Genomic DNA, 16,292 nt, shown 5'->3' on the forward strand with positions numbered 1-16,292 from the left:
GGGTTATGCGCGGCGGAACCGGCGGGCCAGCAGCAGGCCGGCGCCAAGGAGCATCGCGAGGACGCTCGCCGCAACGGCCGGAACGCTCCAGGTCGAGACGCCGGTTTCGGCAAGCTCACGCGTTGACGCCGCGGGGGTGGGCGCCGGCGCCGTTACGGCTGCCGGTGTGACGGCAGTCGCCGTCGGGGTGGGCGTGGCGTTCACCGGCGGCACGATCGGTGCGGGCGTCTCGCTCACCGAAGGCACGATCGGCGTGGGCGTCGGCGGCGCTGAGGGCGTCGGGGTCGGGCAGGCGACAGTCGTGTCGGCGAAGGTGCGGTCATACCCGTCGTGCGTGCCGAGAACCACCGAATAGGTGTGCGACGTCTGGCCGTCCAGTGCGATCGTCGAGGCATAGGTCTTGCCGAACTTCACCGGCGCCGAGGCGACGCCATCGATGGTGACGGTGACCGTGTTCGGCGTGGCGTCGGCCGCAACGGCCGGTTTGCCGCCGCTGGCCGGCTTCGCGGCGATCACGTTGTAGCTCCCGAATTTCATCGACAGCGACGTGCAGTCAGTGGTCACGGCCGGAGTGTGGGCGAACGCCGGCACGGCAGTCAGTCCGAGTCGGCTTGGGATTTCCAACCCATCATCCGTTCCTTCGGGCATCGGCCCGGCCGCACAAATCCGGCCTCTGCGTGCGGCAGAATGGGCAGGTGCCCCATGACTTGCTCGCCCTGTTCGACCTGGGCGAGGAGACCGGCGACATGCTCGCAGCGCCGGCGCCGGCCGCGCCCGCCGCACGGCCCGTGAGCGCCCATTTACTGCGCATCGTCGCCGACTCCACCGACAGGGTCGCCTGGCTGCGCGCTCGCAGCCAGGGCATCACCGCCACGGATGTCGCCAAGCTCGCCACCGAGAAATCCGTGCACAACGCGGCGAGGGAGAAGATCAACGGCAGCGGCTTCGGCGGTAACCCGTACACCGACCACGGTCGGGCCCGGGAACCCGAGATCGCGGCGTGGGTGCTGGCGAACTACGGTATCGAACCGAGCACCAACCTTTTCCACGCCGCGGGTCAACCCCGCCACCTGGCCACTCCCGACGGCCTGGGCCTGGCGGGCAACGGGGTCTTCGAACTCGCCGAGATCAAGACCACAAGCAAGCCCTGGCGCAGCATCCCCCGCTCCTACCTGCGGCAGATCTGGTGGCAGCAGTACGTGCTCGGTGCCGACCGCACCCTGCTGGTGTGGGAGGAGCACGATAATTTCGTGCCTCGCAACGCTGTGCCGGAGTGCCGCTGGATCGACCGGGACGACGACCAGATCAGGATCCTGGTGGGTTTTGCCGACCAGCTGATCGATTTGCTCAACCACCAACGCGAGCGCGAGCGTGCCGCCGCCCCGCCACCCTACGACTACGGCCGCTGAGCCGGCCGGGAAGACGCCAGGATAGTGGCGCAGAATAGGCACATGCCCTTTTCCCCGGTTATGCCCACCTCCATGCGCGCCCTGGTCATCGACCGCACGGGCGGCCCCGACGAACTACACGTGGCCGAGCTTCCACTGCCCATCGCGGTAGGCGACGAGCTCCTCGTGCGCGTGGTGGCCGCGGGCATCAACCCCATCGACGCGAAGACCAGGGCCGGGTCCGGCGCCGCAGCCGCAATCGGCGGTTACCCCACGGTGCTCGGCAACGACTTCAGCGGGGTCGTCGTGCGCGCCCCCTACGACACGTTTGAGTTGCAGCCCGGCGACGCCGTGTACGGCATGGCCCGGCCGCCGCGGATCGCGGGCAGCTACGCCGAATACCTCGTGGTGTCGAGCCTGTCCGTCGCCCGCAAGCCCGCCGCGGTGAGCCATGTCGAGGCCGCCGGCATCCCGTTGGCCGCGATGACCGCCTGGGGCATGGTGAACCTCGCCGAGGCCGGGCCCGGCCAGCGGATACTCATCCACGCCGGCAGCGGCGGCGTCGGCCACTTCGCCGTGCAGTTCGCCAGGCACCTGGGCGCCCACGTCATCGCGACGGGCTCCACGGCCTCGATCGAGTTCCTGCAGCGCCTCGGCGCGCACGAGGTGATCGACTACAGCACCACCCGATTCGAGGAAAACCTCACGAACCTCGACAGTGTCATCGACCTGATCGGCAATGTGCACGATGACACCGGCACCCGCTCGCTCGCGGTGCTGCGACCGGACGGCCTGCTCGTGAACGCCCCCACCGGCAGCTGGCCCACCATGCAGGCCGACGCCGCCGCCGCGGGCGTGCGCGCCACCGGCTACAAGGTCGCCGCCGACGCCCGGGTGCTCGACACCATCACTGCACTGATCGACAACGGCAGCGTGCGGGTGAACATCGACTCGGTCTTCGATCTCGAGGACGGCGCCGCCGCACACCGGGCCATCGAGGGCGGCCACACCCGCGGCAAGATCGTGTTGCGGGTCTCCGACGTCGACGAGAGTGCCGCGTGACCGGCGCAGGCGGTTCCGCGGCCCACACAGCCCCGGCCCATCCCGACGGGCCTTCGCTGGTCTGGTTGCGTGATGACCTGCGGCTGGGTGACAACCCAGCCCTCACCGCCGCGGTCGACCGCGGTCGGCCGCTCACGCTGGTCTATCTTCTCGACGAGGTATCCCCCGGCATCCGCCCGCTCGGCGGCGCCGCCCGCTGGTGGCTGCACCAGAGCCTGGTGTCCCTGGCCGCCGACACGGCGGCCCTCGGCGGCCGCCTGGTGCTGCGCCGCGGTGCCGCGGCGACCGTGATCGCCGAGCTCGTCGATGAGCTCGGCGCCGGCGCGGTGTTCTGGAACCGGCGGTACGGCGTCGCCGAGCGCGACCTGGACACCCAGATCAAGGCGAGCCTCACCGAGGCCGGCGTCGTGGCGCACAGCTTCCCCGGCTCCCTGCTCTTCGAACCGTGGACCATCCGCACCGGCGGCGGCACCCCGTACACGGTATTCACCCCGTTCTGGCGGGCCTGCACCGCCGGCCCACCGCCACGGACGCCCTACCCCGCACCGGCATCACTCGATCTGCCCGGCGACACCGACGCAGCCAGCCCAGCGCGCAGCGCCCCCGCCACCCTGCCCTCCGACGACCTCGAATCGTGGGAGCTGGAGCCGCGCCACCCGGACTGGGCCGACGGGCTGCGCGAGGCCTGGACCCCCGGCGAAGGCGCCGCGCAGCAGCTGCTCGCAGCCTTCCTCGACGACGCCCTGCCGCGGTACGGCACCGAACGCGACCTGCCGGCGCAACAGGCCACCTCGAGGCTCTCGCCGTACCTGCGCTGGGGCGAGATCAGTCCGCACCAGATCTGGCACGCCACCGACGTCGCCCGGCGGGGCCTCACCGGCGCAGCCGCCAGCAGCGCGACCCGGTTCCTCACCGAGGTCGGCTGGCGTGAGTTCGCGTACCACGTGCTCTTCCACGCACCCGATCTGGCCACGGCCAACCTGCGCCCCGGCTTCGACGCCTTCCCCTGGCCGCCGCTGGACGAGCGCGCCCTACAGGCCTGGCGGCAGGGCCGCACCGGCTTCCGGTTGGTGGATGCCGGCATGCGTGAGCTGTGGCGCACCGGCAGCATGCACAACCGGGTGCGCATGGTCACGGCGTCGTTCCTGATCAAGAACCTGCTCATCGACTGGCGGTTGGGCGAGCAGTGGTTCTGGGACACCCTCGTCGACGCCGACCCGGCCAGCAACCCGTTCGGCTGGCAGTGGGTGGCCGGGTCGGGGGCGGATGCCGCGCCGTACTTCCGGGTGTTCAACCCCGAACTGCAGGCGGCGAAGTTCGATCCCGCCAACGAGTACGTGCGGCAGAACGTGCCCGAGTGGGGCACCGGGGCCTACCCGCAGCCCATCGTCGACCTCGGCGAAACCCGCCGGGCCGCCCTGGCCGCCTACGAGCAGGTCAAGAACTCGCGACCTGTGAGTTAACCCCCGGAATCTCGACGTTTCCGGGGCTTTTCTCACGGTTCGCGGCTCTAGAGGGCGCGCTCCAGCACGTAGTCGTCTTCGTAGCGCTCGCCCACCAGGAACCGTTTGATACCCACCTGTTCGAAGCCGTGCTTGCCGTAGAAGCGCAGGGCGCGCACGTTCTCCTGGTTCACGCCGAGCCAGGAGCCGGCGGCCCCACGCTCCCGGGCGGCATCGAGAGTGGCCGCCATCAGGGCGGCGGCCGTGCCGCTGCCGTGCGCCTCGGCGCGCACATAGCATTTGCTCAGCTCGGCGGTGGGGCGGATCCGGATCGCGCCGGCGGCATCCGCGTCGTGCGGTTCACCGAAGACGAGCATCGTGTAGCCGGTGAGGGTGCCCGCGCTGGTTTCGGCCACGAGCAGGAGCCGGTCCGGGTCGGCGAGGAAGGCCTCGAAGTTCGCCGGGGCGAGCACACGCGTAAGGAACGCGGCGATGGCGTCGGCGCTGGTGTGCGGCGGGCAGGCCAGGGCGAAGGTGGCCTCGGCCAGCTCGGCGAGCGCCGCGGCTTCGTCGGGACGAGCCGGGCGAATCCGCACCTCGGCGGCGGGCCGGGTCGGTGCAGGGGCGGTCGGTGCGGGGCCTGTCGAAGCAGGGTCTGTCGGTGTGGTCTCGGTCACCGTCCCAGCTTCTCAGTCCGACTCCGGACGCGCAAACGGCCCGGCCGGGGGACCGGCGGGGCCGTTCGCTGACGCCTGTCGCCTACAGGTAGCGGGCGTAGGCGGCGACGGTGAGGAAGGTCGGGAACTCGGGTTCGAGCGCCGAGGCCCTGAGCACCTCGAGGGCGTCATCGAACCTGTCCCCTGTCGTACGGGGCAACGCCGCCATCTCCTCGGCGACCAGCCCGGCCACCCAGTCCGCGTCGATCCGGCGACCGTCGGCGAGGGCCGAGTTGTCGTGGATCCACTGCCAGATCTGCGAGCGGGAGATCTCCGCGGTGGCGGCATCCTCCATCAGGTTGTCGATCGCCGCGGCGCCGACGCCGCGCAGCCATGACTCGATGTAGCGCAGGGCGATGCGCACATTGCCGCGCACCCCGGCCTCGGTGATCTGACCGCCGGCCGACGCCACATCCAGAAGGTCGGCCGCGGTGACCTGGACCTCATCGCGGGTGCGCTCCAGCTGGTTGGTCCGGTCGCCGAGCACGGCGTCGAACTCGGCCCTCGCGGTGGGAATGAGGTCGGGATGCGCCACCCAGGTGCCGTCGAAGCCGTCACCGGCCTCGCGGCGCTTGTCCGCGGCCACCTGTTCCAGGGCTCGTTCGGTCACGGCGGGGTCCCGCCGGTTCGGGATGAAGGCGCTCATCCCGCCGATGGCGTACGCGCCGCGGCGGTGGCAGGTGGCCACCAGCAGTTCGGTGTACGACCGCATGAACGGCACCGTCATGGTGATTTCCTTGCGGTCGGGCAGCACGAACCGGCGGCCCCTGGCGCGGAAGGTCTTGATGATGCTGAAGATGTAGTCCCAGCGCCCGGCGTTCAGGCCCGCGCAGTGGTCGCGCAGCTCGTAGAGGATCTCCTCCATTTCGAAGGCGGCCTGGATGGTCTCGATCAGCACCGTGGCGCGGATGGTGCCGTGTCCGAGGTTCAGGTGGTCCTCGCTGTGGCTGAAGATGTCATTCCACAGCCGCGCCTCGAGGTGGCTCTCGAGCTTGGGCAGGTAGAAGTAGGGACCGCTGCCGTTCTCGATCAGCCGGTGCGCGTTGTGGAAGGCGTAGAGGCCGAAGTCCACCAGGCTGCCGGAGGCCGGCATCCGCCGGTTGGCCCGGTCGACGAAGGTGAGATTCTTCTCCACCAGGTGCCAGCCGCGCGGGCGCATGACGATGGTCGGGGTGGGCCCCGGGGTGCCGCCATCCTGCCGGTCGGAGGGGGCGCCGGTGACCCGATACGCCTTGCCGTCTGGGCCGTCGTACGACAAGGTGCCGCGCACGGCGTCGTGCAGGGTGAGCTGGCCCTCGATCACGTTCACCCAGGTGGGGCTGGTCGCGTCCTCTTGGTCGGCCAGCCACACGGCCGCGCCGGAGTTGAGCGCGTTGATGGCCATCTTGCGGTCTGTCGGCCCGGTGATCTCCACCCGGCGGTTCTCCAGGCCGGGGCCCGCGCCGGCCACCCGCCAGGTCGGGTCATCGCGGATGTGCGCGGTCTCGGGCAGGAACCGCGGGTCGCGCCCGTTGGCGGCGTCCACCCGGGTCTGCAGCCGGGCGGCCAGCAGGTCGTGCCGGGTGCCGGCGAAGCGGTCATGCAGCTCGGCGAGGAACTCCAGGGCCGCCGGGGTGAGGATCTCGTCGTAGCGTTCACCGAGGGACCCAGTCACCTCGAGGTGCGGATGGATGGTGGCGAAGCTGCCGGTGCTGGTCTCACCGAAGGCCCGCCCGGTGGTGGGCGGTGTCGGCCGTTCGGCCGTCGCCTGGGTTGTCGTGGTCATGATCGTTTTCTCCTTCGAAGCGATGCGGATGTCTGGGCCGGGCCGGCTAGAACTGCTCGGCCTCGGTGGAACCGGCCAGCGCGAGGGTGGCGCTGGTGGGGTTGAGCGCGGTGGCGATCCGGTCGAAGTAGCCGGTGCCCACCTCCCGCTGGTGGCGGGTGGCGGTGTAGCCGTCGGCCTCCGAGGCGAACTCGGCCTCCTGCAGGTCGACGTATGCGCTCATCTGACGCTCGGAGTAGTCCTTGGCCAGGGTGAACATGGAGTGGTTGAGGGCGTGGAAGCCTGCCAGCGTGATGAACTGGAAGGCGTACCCGCAGGCCGCGAGCTCCCGCTGGAACGCGGCGATCTGCTCGTCGTTGAGGTGGGATTTCCAGTTGAACGACGGGGAGCAGTTATAGGCGAGCTTCTTGCCGGGGAACTGCGCGTGGATCTCCTTCGCGAAGCGCTGGGCGAGCTCGAGGTCGGGCTCGCTGCTCTCCACCCAGAGCAGGTCGGCGTACGGAGCGTAGGCCAGGCCTCGCATGATCACCACGTCGGGTCCGTTCGCGGTGTCGTAGAACCCCTCGGCGGTGCGGCTTCCGGTGAGGAATTCCTGGTCACGCTCGTCGATGTCGCTAGTGATCAGGGTGGCGGCGAGCGAGTCGGTACGGGCGATGATGATGGTGGGCACGCCCGCGACGTCCGCCGCCAGCCGGGCCGCATTGAGGGTGCGGATGTGCTGGCCGGTGGGCACGAGCACTTTGCCGCCCATGTGGCCGCACTTCTTCTCGCTGGCGAGCTGGTCCTCCCAGTGCACACCGGCCGCGCCGGCCTCGATCATGGAGGCCATCAGCTCGTAGGCGTTCAGCGGTCCGCCGAAGCCGGCCTCGGCGTCGGCAACGATGGGCGCCATCCAGTCGATGCCGGGCTCGGCACCGGATGCGGCCGCCTCGGCGCCCTCGATCTGGCCGGCCCGCAGCAGCGCGTTGTTGATGCGCCGCACCACGGCCGGCACCGAGTTGGCCGGGTAGAGCGACTGGTCGGGGTAGGTCTGGCCGGACAGGTTCGCGTCGGCGGCGACCTGCCAGCCGGACAGGTAGATGGCCTTGAGCCCGGCGCGCACCTGCTGCACGGCCTGGTTGCCGGTGAGGGCGCCGAGCGCGTGGACCCACTCGGGGTTCTCCGGGGTGCCGTTCTGGTGGATGAGCTCCCAGAGCTTCTCGGCGCCGCGCCGGGCCAGGGTGCGTTCCTCACGAACGGCACCGCGCAGGGCGATCACGTCGTCGGCGGTGTAGTCGCGGCGCACACCCTCCCAGCGCGGGTCGGCCGCCCATTCCAGGGCAAGCTCCGCGGCCGTCTGGGTCTGGTCGCCGGGGCGGGCGGCGGGGCTGCCGGATGCGGTGGGGCCGGATGCGGTGGGGTTCGTCATGGTGTTCTCCTCGGTCAGCGTCATTGCGGAACTGGTGCGTGCACCCACTCTGCTGCGCGCCATCGACCGCACCCCGGGCCCAATCCGAAGAAGAAATCCTGTTCTTCCGGTTGTGTGAACAATCACCGCATGTGAGCATGAGCACATGGTCACCGTCGATCCAGCTCTCCCGCCCCTAGCGCCAGCACCGAGCCCGTCAGCCGCCGGGTCCCCCGCACCGGGCGACGCCGAGCCGGGCGAGGGCGGCCTCGACGCGCTCACCCTGGGCCGGCGCATCCGGGACCGCAGGCACCGACTCGGCCTCACCCTCGATACACTCGCCGCGGCGGTGGACCGGGCGCCCTCGCAGATCTCGATGATCGAAAACGGCAAACGGGAACCGCGCCTGTCGATGCTGCGCCTGATCGCCGCGGCCCTGAACACCACCGTCGACGAACTACTGCGGACGGATGCGCCCACTCCCCGGGCGGCGTTGGAGATCGCTGTCGAACGCGCCCAGCGTGGGCCGGTGTTCACGGCGCTCGGGCTGCCCCGGCTCCGGGTCGGCCCCGGCCAGCCCGACGAGACCCTGCAGACCATCCTCACCCTGCACAACGAGATCGAACGGTTGCACCGGGAACGCGCGGCCACCCCGGAAGAGGCGCGGCGGGCCAACGCCCAACTGCGCGCCGAGATGCGCGCCCGCGACAATTACTTCCCCGAACTCGAGGCGCAAGCGCTCGAGCTCCTCACGGCCGTCGGGCACTCCGGCGGCCCCGTCTCGCATCAGGTCGTGGCCGACATGGCCGCACACCTCGGCTTCTCGCTGCACTACGTCGGTGACCTGCCGCACTCCACCCGGTCCGTCACCGACAAGCGCAACGGCCGAATTTATCTGCCCACCGAGCAGGCCGCGTCCCGTGACAGCCGCTCACCGATCCTGCAGGCCTTCGCCAGCCACCTCTGCGGGCACGTCGAACCGGGAAATTACGCCGATTTTCTGCGACAGCGGGTGGAGACCAATTACTTGACCGCCGCCATCCTGCTGCCGGAGACCGACACCCTGCGACTGCTGAACGACGCCAAGGCGGCCCGGCGTATCTCGCTCGAAGACCTGCGGGATGCCTTCTCGGTGTCCTACGAGACCGCCGCGCATCGGTTCACCAACCTCGCCACCGCGCGGTTGGGCATCCCGGTGCACTTCATGAAGGTGCACGAGTCCGGCACCATCATCAAGGCGTACGAGAACGACGACGTGCAGTTCCCCAGCGACGCGCTCGGCGCCGTGGAGGGCAGCACGGTGTGCCGCAGTTGGACGGCGCGCACGGTCTTCGACGTGCCGGACCGGTTCAGCCCCTGGTACCAGTACACCGACACCCCGGCCGGCACCTTCTGGTGCACCTCCCGCATCGAGAAGGCCAAGGAGGGCGACTACTCCGTCAGCGTCGGCGTGCCGTTCGCCCACGTCAACTGGTTCCGCGGCAGGGAGACCCCGAACCGGGCCGTGTCGCGCTGCCCTGACGAATCCTGCTGCCGCCGGGCGCCCGACGAACTCTCCGACCGCTGGGAGGGCCAGGCCTGGCCGGTCGCCCGCACCCCCACCAGCCTGCTAGCCGCCCTGCCGACGGGCACCTTCCCCGGCGTCGACCCCACCGAGGTGTATCAGTTCCTCGAGGCGCACGCCCCCGCCTGAGACAGAGTGTGCCGACGTGCCGCAATGTGCGCCTGGGGAGCGCCGGATGGAGAATTGTGCGGCAAGTCGCGAGCGTCCGTGCGGGCGGATGCGCACGGATGCGGGCGGATTCAGACGGCGGCGCGGGCCAGGTCGGGCAGGCGGTGCAGGGCGTCGACCAGGGGGCCGAGTTCAGGTTCCTCTTCGGCGGCGGCAAGGGCGCCAGCCAGGGCCTCGTCGTAGACCGGCCGGGCGCGGGCCAGCAGTGCCTCACCGGCCTCGGTGAGCTCGGTGTAGATGCCGCGGCGGTCGTCGGCGCAGAGGATGCGGGTGAGCAGCGCCCGGTCTTCCAGCCGGTTCACCAGGCGGGTCGTCGCGCTGCTCGAGAGGGCGGCGGCCCTGGCGAGCTGCTGCATCCGCATGTGCCAGCCGTGCTGGCGACTGAGGGCGTCCAGCACGGTGAACTCGACCACCGACAGGTCGAAGCCGGCCTGCAGGGCCCGCTCCAGCACGGCTTCGATGCGGCCATGCAAGGCGGCCAGGGTGCGCCAACCCTGCGCCCGAACCTCGACGGCGTCGTCTTCGATGCTCATTCGTGCTTCTCCATGCTCTTTCGACCCGACCCGACTCCGACTACACGACGCAAGTACACCGCGCTTGCAACTACCAGTCTATGCAGCGAGGCGGTCTTCGCCAGCGCCCGGCTACGACTCCCGGGTGATCTCCACCTTCACGAACAGCTGCGACCCGCTCGACCCCGCGTACACCCCGCGCAAGGGGGCGATGTCGTTGTAGTCGCGGCCGCGACCCACACCCACGTGCCGGTCACCGATGTCGATCAGGTTGGTGGGGTCGTAGCCGCGCCACTCGCCGCAGAACCACTCCACCCAGGCGTGGGATTCGCCGGTGACGGTCTCACCGATCAGGGCCTCCGGCCTGGGGTGAAGGTAGCCGGACACGTAGCGGGCCGGGATCCCCACCGACCGCAGCGCGCCCAGCGCCACGTGGGTGATGTCCTGACAGACGCCGCGCCTGTCGGCCCAGGCCTCACGGGCGTTGGTCTTGACCCCGGTGACACCCTGCACGTAGGCCATGTTCTCCCCCACGAACCGGCAGATCGCCAGCGCAGCGTCACACGGGTCCAGCCGACCGGCGATCTCGGCGGCTGTGGCCACCACGTCCGCCGGCGGTTCGGTGAGCGAGGTCTGCCAGGACTGTTCGACCGAAGCCGTCGAGCGGGCCACCAACGCCGCCAGGTCCGCCCAGGGCATCGGATGCAGCGCGTGCTCCCGCGGCGACACCTCCACGAGGCTGTTGGCCGTGAGGGTGAGTTCGGCGTGCGGGGTGAGCACCTCGAACGACGACACCCTGGTACCCCAGTAGTCCACGTAGTTGTGGTTGCTCGAGACCGGGCTGATGTCCAGGTTGGAATACAGCACGAACTGGTCGGGGGAGGTGACCGGCAGCATCCTGGCCTCGTTGTAGGAGGTGGCTACCTCGCCCTGATACCTGTAGCCGGTGGTGTGGCGAATCCGTAGGCGCTTCACGAGGCTTCTCCGGTCCAGGTCGGCACCGCGCTGGTCGGGAAGTACCGGTGCCCGATCGACTCCGACGCGGTGCTGGTGGCGTCCAGCACCATGTCCATGTGCCCCGGCAGGTCGTTCAGGATCTCCATGATCGGTCGGTATTCCAGCTGGCTGCGGATCTGGCCGAGCACCCGCTGCGACGATTCGGAGACGCCCAGCCGGTCTGTGCGGGGTTCGAGTTCCTGCAGGCACTGCTCGGCCCGGGAAATCGAGAACACGATCGACCGGGGAAAGAGCCGGTCCAGCAGCAGGAACTCGGCGGCGTTCCGCGCTGACGGCACGCCACGATAGGTGCGCAGATACGACTCGTATGCCCCGCAGGAGCGCAGGATCGTGGTCCAGGACGGTCCGCTGTTCTCGGTCAGTGACCGGGTGGCCAGCAGCCGCGCGGTCATGTCGGCCTGCTCGAGGCTGCGGCCCAGGGTGAAGAAGTGCCAGGCGTCGTCCCGGCTGGCGCTGGACTCGACGATGCCGACGGCCAGGGCCGCGCGTTCGCGCACCCAGCCGAAGAAGTCGTGGGTCTTGGCGCTCGCGATGTTCTTCGGCATCTTCGTGTAGGTGGTGTTCAGGCATTCCCAGAGCTCGGTGGAGACGATCTCCCTGGCCCGGCGGGCGTTCTCTCTGGCGGCACCGAGCGAATACGCGATCGACGCCGGATTGGTGCGGTCGGCCGCCAGGGTCGCCAGCACATCCTTGCGGGTGAGGTCACGGTCCGGGGGCACCGGGCTGCCCATCAGGTGCAGCAGTGACCGGCAGGCCAGGTTCTCCTCGATCCACGGGTCTTCCAGCAGCAGCTGCAGGTGCACATCCAGGATGCGCGCGGTGCCGTCGCTGCGTTCGATGTAACGGCCGATCCAGAACAGGCTCTCGGCGATGCGGCTCAGCATTCGAGGGTCCCGTCTGCGGTCGTGACCGCGGTCGCTGTGCGCTGTTGCTGTTGCTGTTGTTCCTGGTCCTGGTCGCCGCCCGGCGGGGCGTCCTGCGGGGAGTGGTCGGCGACCCTGGGCGGGATGATGGAGATCGACTGGGTATTCGCGGCCTGGTCGTTGACGAGGCCCTGGATGTTCCGGGCCGACCCCATGCTGTGGAAATCGGGCTCGAGACCGATCACCCAGGTGTCCTTGGAACCGCCGCCCTGGCTGGAGTTAACGACGAGCTCACCCTCGGGTAGAGCCACCCGGGTGAGGCCGCCAGGCAACACCCAGACGTCCGTCCCGTCGTTCACCGCGAACGGCCGCAAGTCCGCGTGCCGGGGCCGCATGCCGTCGTCGACGAGGGTCGGGATGGTGGACAACTGCACCACGGGTTGGGCGATCCAGCCGCGCGGGTCCAGGAGCAACTGCTTCCGCAGGGTCTCCAACTCGGCCTTCGACGCGGCGGGGCCGACCACGAGGCCCTTGCCGCCGGAGCCGTCGACGGGCTTGACGACCAGCTCATCGAGCCTGTCGAGTACCTCCTCGAGCGCGAGGGGGTCTTCGAGCCGCCAGGTGTCGACGTTGGGGATGATCGCGTCTTCGCCGAGGTAGTACTTGATCAGCTCGGGCAGGTAGGTGTAGACGAGCTTGTCGTCGGCGACCCCGTTGCCCACGGCGTTGGCGATGGTCACATTGCCCAGCCGCGCGGCCATCAGGATGCCCGGTGATCCCAGTTGCGAGTCGGCGCGGAACTGCAGCGGGTCCAGGAACTCGTCGTCGACCCGGCGGTAGATCACGTCGACCCGGGTGGGTCCGGCCGTGGTGCGCATCCACACCCGGCCGCCCGAGCAGAACAGGTCGCGGCCCTCCACCAGCTCCACGCCCATCAGCCGGGCGAGCAGAGTGTGCTCGAAGTAGGCCGAATTGAAGACGCCGGGGGTGAGCACCACGATGTTCGGGTCGTCGACGCCGGCCGGGGCCGAGGCGCGCAGGGCCTGCAGCAGCTTGTTGGGGTAGTCGCCCACCGGGCGCACCCGCATCGAGACGAACAGCTCGGGCAGGGTCTGGGCCATCACGCGGCGGTTGGAGATGACGTAGCTGACCCCGCTGGGCACCCGCACGTTATCTTCGAGCACCCGCCAGGCCCCGATCTCGTCGCGGATGAGGTCAATCCCGGACACCTGGATGCGCACGTTGTTCGCGGAGACGATTCCGGCTGCCTGACGGTGGAAGTGTGTGGACGAGGTGATCAGGCCGGCCGGGATGACACCGTCGCGCACGGCGGCCTGGGGGCCGTAGATGTCGGCGAGGAAGGCCTCCAGTGCGAGGACCCGCTGTTTGATGCCGGCCTCGACGGTCACCCACTCCTTCTGCTCGATCACCCGGGGCACAGCGTCGAGCGGGAAAGGACGTTCCTCGCCGGCGAAGTCGAAGGTCACGCCCTGCGCCAGGTAGGAGCTGGCCAGCGCGTCCGTACGGCCCCGCAACTCTTCCTGGGTCATCCGGGCCAGAGCGCTGTACACGTCCTTGTAGGCGGCCCGCGCCTCCGAGGGGGCGAGCGACGACGGGTCAGGGAACATTTCGTCCCAGGCCGACGTCTGCCCTCGCTCACGGGGCGGTGCGGAGGTAGCGCCATAGCCACTGAAGAGGTCAACCATGTCTGGATGCTAACCGTCCGGTGTTGCCGGTTTGTTTCCTGACCGTGACGCCGCCGTGCGCCACAAAGGTTGCATACATGTTGCATCGATCAACCAACCAAACGGGGCGACATGGGAACAGATGGCGCCCACAGACGTCTTTGTTGCATACAGTTAGCTCAAGTCCGATGCGAATACTCCGCAAGGCGGTGATGTGGCCGCACCAAGCAGATCCGAGCACTCATGCGCACAGTTGCAGGGCCCAGACGGTTGGGGTTGCTGATCCTGGCCTGCCTGGCCGGCGCCGGCGTGCTGGTGGCGGCGCGGCTCAGTGGCGCCGACGGCGTGCTGCTGCATCCGCTCTCGGACCGGCTCCCCCTCGCGACCGCCGGCACGCTGGCCGCACCGATCCTCTCCGGCCTGCTGGGCCTGGGCGGGGGCCTGGTGGCCGCCCGTCGCAGCGGCTGGATCGACCCGAGGCTGCGGTCGCTGGTGGGGGCCGGTATCGGTGTCTGCCTGGCCTGGCTGGCGCTCGTTCTGGTCTTCTGGTTCGCCGTCCAGGCCGAACTCATGCCGGTGCTGGAGGACGGTCCGACGGCTCGTGCCGGCGCGAGCGCGCTGAGCTCCGTGCTGCTGCCCGCCACCGTGATCGTGTTGGGGGCCGCCACGGCCATCACGGCGTCGGTGCGCGCTGCGACTCGGGTGGCCGCGATCGAGGGACACGTGCAGACCGCCCGCAGCCGTGGCCTTCCCACCACCGCACCGGTCATCCGCCGGGTGTTCCGTCGTACGCTGCCCACCATCCTGGCCGTCCTGCTCGTCGAGTTCCTGGTGCTCTACGCCAGCGCGCTGACGGTCCAGGCCGTGTTCACCACACCGTCCCTCGCGACCATGCTGCCGTTGTTGCCCGCTGAGAGCCTCCCGTTCGTGCTCGGCGCCTGCCTATTGTGCGTAGTCGGAGTGATCATGACCGGCCTCACGGTCGCTTCGGCCGTACTCGGCCCCGCGGCCCCGCGGCAGACCCGGCCCACGCCCGGCGGACTCGCCGCCGCGCTTCTGGCGGACTCCCGTCAGGTCAAACCGGCCCTGCCTTCCACGACGTTTCGTTCGACCGACCTCCTCGATATCAGGAACCTCTGCCTGCACGACGGTTCGGCGCAGGAGCCTCGAGACGCGCTGCACGGCATCAGCCTCACTGCGACGCGCGGTCAGGCGCTGGCGGTCGTCGGCGGCGGCAGTGACGCCACCTCGTCGCTGTGCCACGCCATCGCGGGTCTGCTCCCGCTCGACAGTCCGATCCGGTCCGGGTCGATCCTCTTCGACGGCACCGAACTCGTCGGCCTCGCGGAAGGGGAGTTCCGGCACCTGCGCGGGCAGCAGATCGGGTTTCTCCCGGCACCGGCAGCGGATCGTCTGGACCCCGACGTCCGCATCGGCCACCAACTCGCCGGGATCCTGGCCGGACGCGCGGGACACTCCCGATCCCGCGCCCGCTCCGCCGCCGCCGCGCTTCTCACCGCCGTCGGCGTCGACAACGTCGAGGCCGTGTTGTGGGCGTACCCGCATCAGGTCTCGGCGCTGATCAGCCAGCGGGTGCTGCTCGCCGGTGCCCTCGTTCGCGAGCCACAGCTTCTCATCGCCGACAATCCGACCGAGGGCCTCGACACGGCCGATGAGGAGAGCTTCCTCGACTCTCTGCATGCGCTCCAAAAGCAACTTGGTTTCACTCTCATCGTGGCATCGCCCAGAGCTGAGATCATCGCCAGGTGCGACCGCGTCGCGGTCATGAGCGACGACACCATCGTCGAGCACGCTTCGGTCCTCGAGTTGCTCATCGACCCCCGTCACCCGCACAGTCAGCGGATTCTCGCCGACCGCTCATCAGGGCCACGGCCGATCGGCCGCTGACCCGACGGTGCCGGCTGGACGGTGCCGGCCAGGCGGCGCCGACCAGATCAGCCCTCGGTGCCCGAGACGGCGTTGCGGGCTCCGAGGATATGCCCCCGCATCGCCACCTCGGCCCAGATCGCGTCTCCGGTGCGAAGCGCGGTGAGGATGTCGCGGTGCTGGTGGTTGCTGCGCGCGCGGTACTCGGCGCCGCGCCGGCGGAAGGCGGCCGCCATCAGCGGCACCCTGGCGACGGACGAGGTGAGGGTCATCAGTTGGTGGCTGCGAGAGGCCGCAACCACGATGTGGTGGAATTCGGCGTTGAGGCTGCTCAGCGCGGCGAGGCCGGCGTCGTCATCCGCTGTCAACACGGGTTCCATGGCGTCGATCAGCGCGGCGAGCCTGTCCAGTTCCTCCGCCGTGATGCGGCTGGCCGCCAGCCCGGCGGCGCGGCTCTCGAGTCCGGCCCGCACCATGTACGTCTCGCGGACCTCCTCGACGCTCCAGGCCACGACCGTGGCACCACGATTGGGCACAAAGGTCACCAGCCCGGCCTCGTCCAGTCGGCGGAGAGCTTCTCGCACCGGGGTCCGGCTGACTCCGAGTTCCTCGGCCAGAGCCTGTTCTCTCAGCATGGTGTTGGCGCTCAACTGGCCTGACAGGATGCGGGCGCGCAGGGTCAGGTAAACCGTTTCACCGCCTGTTGACGCCACGGATTCCTCCCCCTGGGCAGAGGCACACCCCGCCGCACGTCGAGCTTTACACACCGCGGCCCCTAAAAGAGGGATACGGCGGAAAATCAGGATCGGTCGCCTCGTACTGGGGGTAGCGAGGTC

The 16,292-nt window shown here is 69.7% G+C and carries 14 protein-coding genes; 5 read left to right on the forward strand and 9 right to left on the reverse strand.

The features are described 5' to 3' along the window. Positions 1-3: 3 nt before the first annotated feature. A complete protein-coding gene (locus tag E3T22_RS14110) occupies positions 4-564 on the reverse strand; it encodes an LPXTG cell wall anchor domain-containing protein (RefSeq protein WP_134480902.1) in 561 nt (186 codons plus the stop codon). Positions 565-746: 182 nt separating this feature from the next. On the opposite strand from E3T22_RS14110, the gene E3T22_RS14115 reads away from it, so the two are divergent. Genes E3T22_RS14115 through E3T22_RS14125 form a run of 3 tightly spaced genes read left to right on the forward strand, consistent with a single transcriptional unit; the run spans position 747 to position 3,913 of the window. Continuing rightward, positions 747-1,409, forward strand: coding sequence for a YqaJ viral recombinase family protein (locus E3T22_RS14115; protein ID WP_088457818.1), 663 nt, complete (start codon positions 747-749; stop codon positions 1,407-1,409). Positions 1,410-1,451: 42 nt separating this feature from the next. Beyond that, positions 1,452-2,450 carry an NADP-dependent oxidoreductase gene (locus tag E3T22_RS14120; protein ID WP_241983691.1) on the forward strand — a complete coding sequence of 333 codons (999 nt, stop codon included), beginning with the start codon at positions 1,452-1,454 and terminating at the stop codon, positions 2,448-2,450. Beyond that, complete coding sequence (locus E3T22_RS14125; RefSeq protein ID WP_134480903.1) at positions 2,447-3,913, forward strand: deoxyribodipyrimidine photo-lyase; 1,467 nt, start codon at positions 2,447-2,449, stop codon at positions 3,911-3,913. Before E3T22_RS14120 ends, E3T22_RS14125 begins: the two co-directional genes overlap by 4 nt. 47 nt (positions 3,914-3,960) lie before the next feature. Here the strand turns inward: E3T22_RS14125 and E3T22_RS14130 are convergent, their stop codons facing one another. From E3T22_RS14130 to aceA, 3 genes are all read right to left on the reverse strand, one after another. Beyond that, positions 3,961-4,569, reverse strand: a complete 609-nt coding sequence (locus E3T22_RS14130; RefSeq protein ID WP_370291556.1) for an N-acetyltransferase family protein — start codon at positions 4,567-4,569, stop codon at positions 3,961-3,963. Between the two features lie 82 nt (positions 4,570-4,651). Beyond that, positions 4,652-6,373, reverse strand: coding sequence for a malate synthase A (gene aceB, locus E3T22_RS14135; protein WP_134480904.1), 1,722 nt, complete (start codon positions 6,371-6,373; stop codon positions 4,652-4,654). Positions 6,374-6,419: 46 nt separating this feature from the next. Further along, the gene (aceA, locus tag E3T22_RS14140) at positions 6,420-7,781 is read right to left on the reverse strand and encodes an isocitrate lyase (protein WP_134408367.1); all 1,362 of its coding nucleotides are present in this window, start codon (positions 7,779-7,781) and stop codon (positions 6,420-6,422) included. Between the two features lie 145 nt (positions 7,782-7,926). On the opposite strand from aceA, the gene E3T22_RS14145 reads away from it, so the two are divergent. Next, positions 7,927-9,453, forward strand: a complete 1,527-nt coding sequence (locus E3T22_RS14145) for a helix-turn-helix transcriptional regulator (protein WP_088455024.1) — start codon at positions 7,927-7,929, stop codon at positions 9,451-9,453. Positions 9,454-9,563: 110 nt separating this feature from the next. Here the strand turns inward: E3T22_RS14145 and E3T22_RS14150 are convergent, their stop codons facing one another. The 4 genes from E3T22_RS14150 to E3T22_RS14165 form a co-directional block, all read right to left on the reverse strand. Beyond that, on the reverse strand, positions 9,564-10,025 hold the full coding sequence (locus E3T22_RS14150) for a MarR family winged helix-turn-helix transcriptional regulator (protein ID WP_088455023.1): 462 nt from the start codon (positions 10,023-10,025) through the stop codon (positions 9,564-9,566). 111 nt (positions 10,026-10,136) lie between these two features. Then, entirely contained in the window at positions 10,137-10,979 is an 843-nt protein-coding gene (locus E3T22_RS14155) for a transglutaminase family protein (RefSeq protein ID WP_088455022.1), read from the reverse strand. Beyond that, positions 10,976-11,905 carry an alpha-E domain-containing protein gene (locus E3T22_RS14160; protein ID WP_088455021.1) on the reverse strand — a complete coding sequence of 310 codons (930 nt, stop codon included), beginning with the start codon at positions 11,903-11,905 and terminating at the stop codon, positions 10,976-10,978. Before E3T22_RS14160 ends, E3T22_RS14155 begins: the two co-directional genes overlap by 4 nt. Continuing rightward, complete coding sequence (locus tag E3T22_RS14165; protein WP_134480905.1) at positions 11,899-13,590, reverse strand: circularly permuted type 2 ATP-grasp protein; 1,692 nt, start codon at positions 13,588-13,590, stop codon at positions 11,899-11,901. Before E3T22_RS14165 ends, E3T22_RS14160 begins: the two co-directional genes overlap by 7 nt. A gap of 222 nt (positions 13,591-13,812) precedes the next feature. Here E3T22_RS14165 and E3T22_RS14170 point away from each other — a divergent pair, with 222 nt between their 5' ends. Continuing rightward, positions 13,813-15,477, forward strand: a complete 1,665-nt coding sequence (locus tag E3T22_RS14170) for an ATP-binding cassette domain-containing protein (protein ID WP_134480906.1) — start codon at positions 13,813-13,815, stop codon at positions 15,475-15,477. A gap of 47 nt (positions 15,478-15,524) precedes the next feature. Here E3T22_RS14170 and E3T22_RS14175 read toward each other — a convergent pair whose 3' ends face one another. Next, positions 15,525-16,169: a GntR family transcriptional regulator gene (locus E3T22_RS14175; protein WP_133159693.1), complete on the reverse strand. Its 645-nt coding sequence runs from the start codon at positions 16,167-16,169 to the stop codon at positions 15,525-15,527. Between the last annotated feature and the right edge of the window lie 123 nt (positions 16,170-16,292).

It is taken from the genome of Cryobacterium sp. TMB3-10, assembly GCF_004402305.1.
Lineage (GTDB): Bacteria > Actinomycetota > Actinomycetes > Actinomycetales > Microbacteriaceae > Cryobacterium > Cryobacterium zongtaii.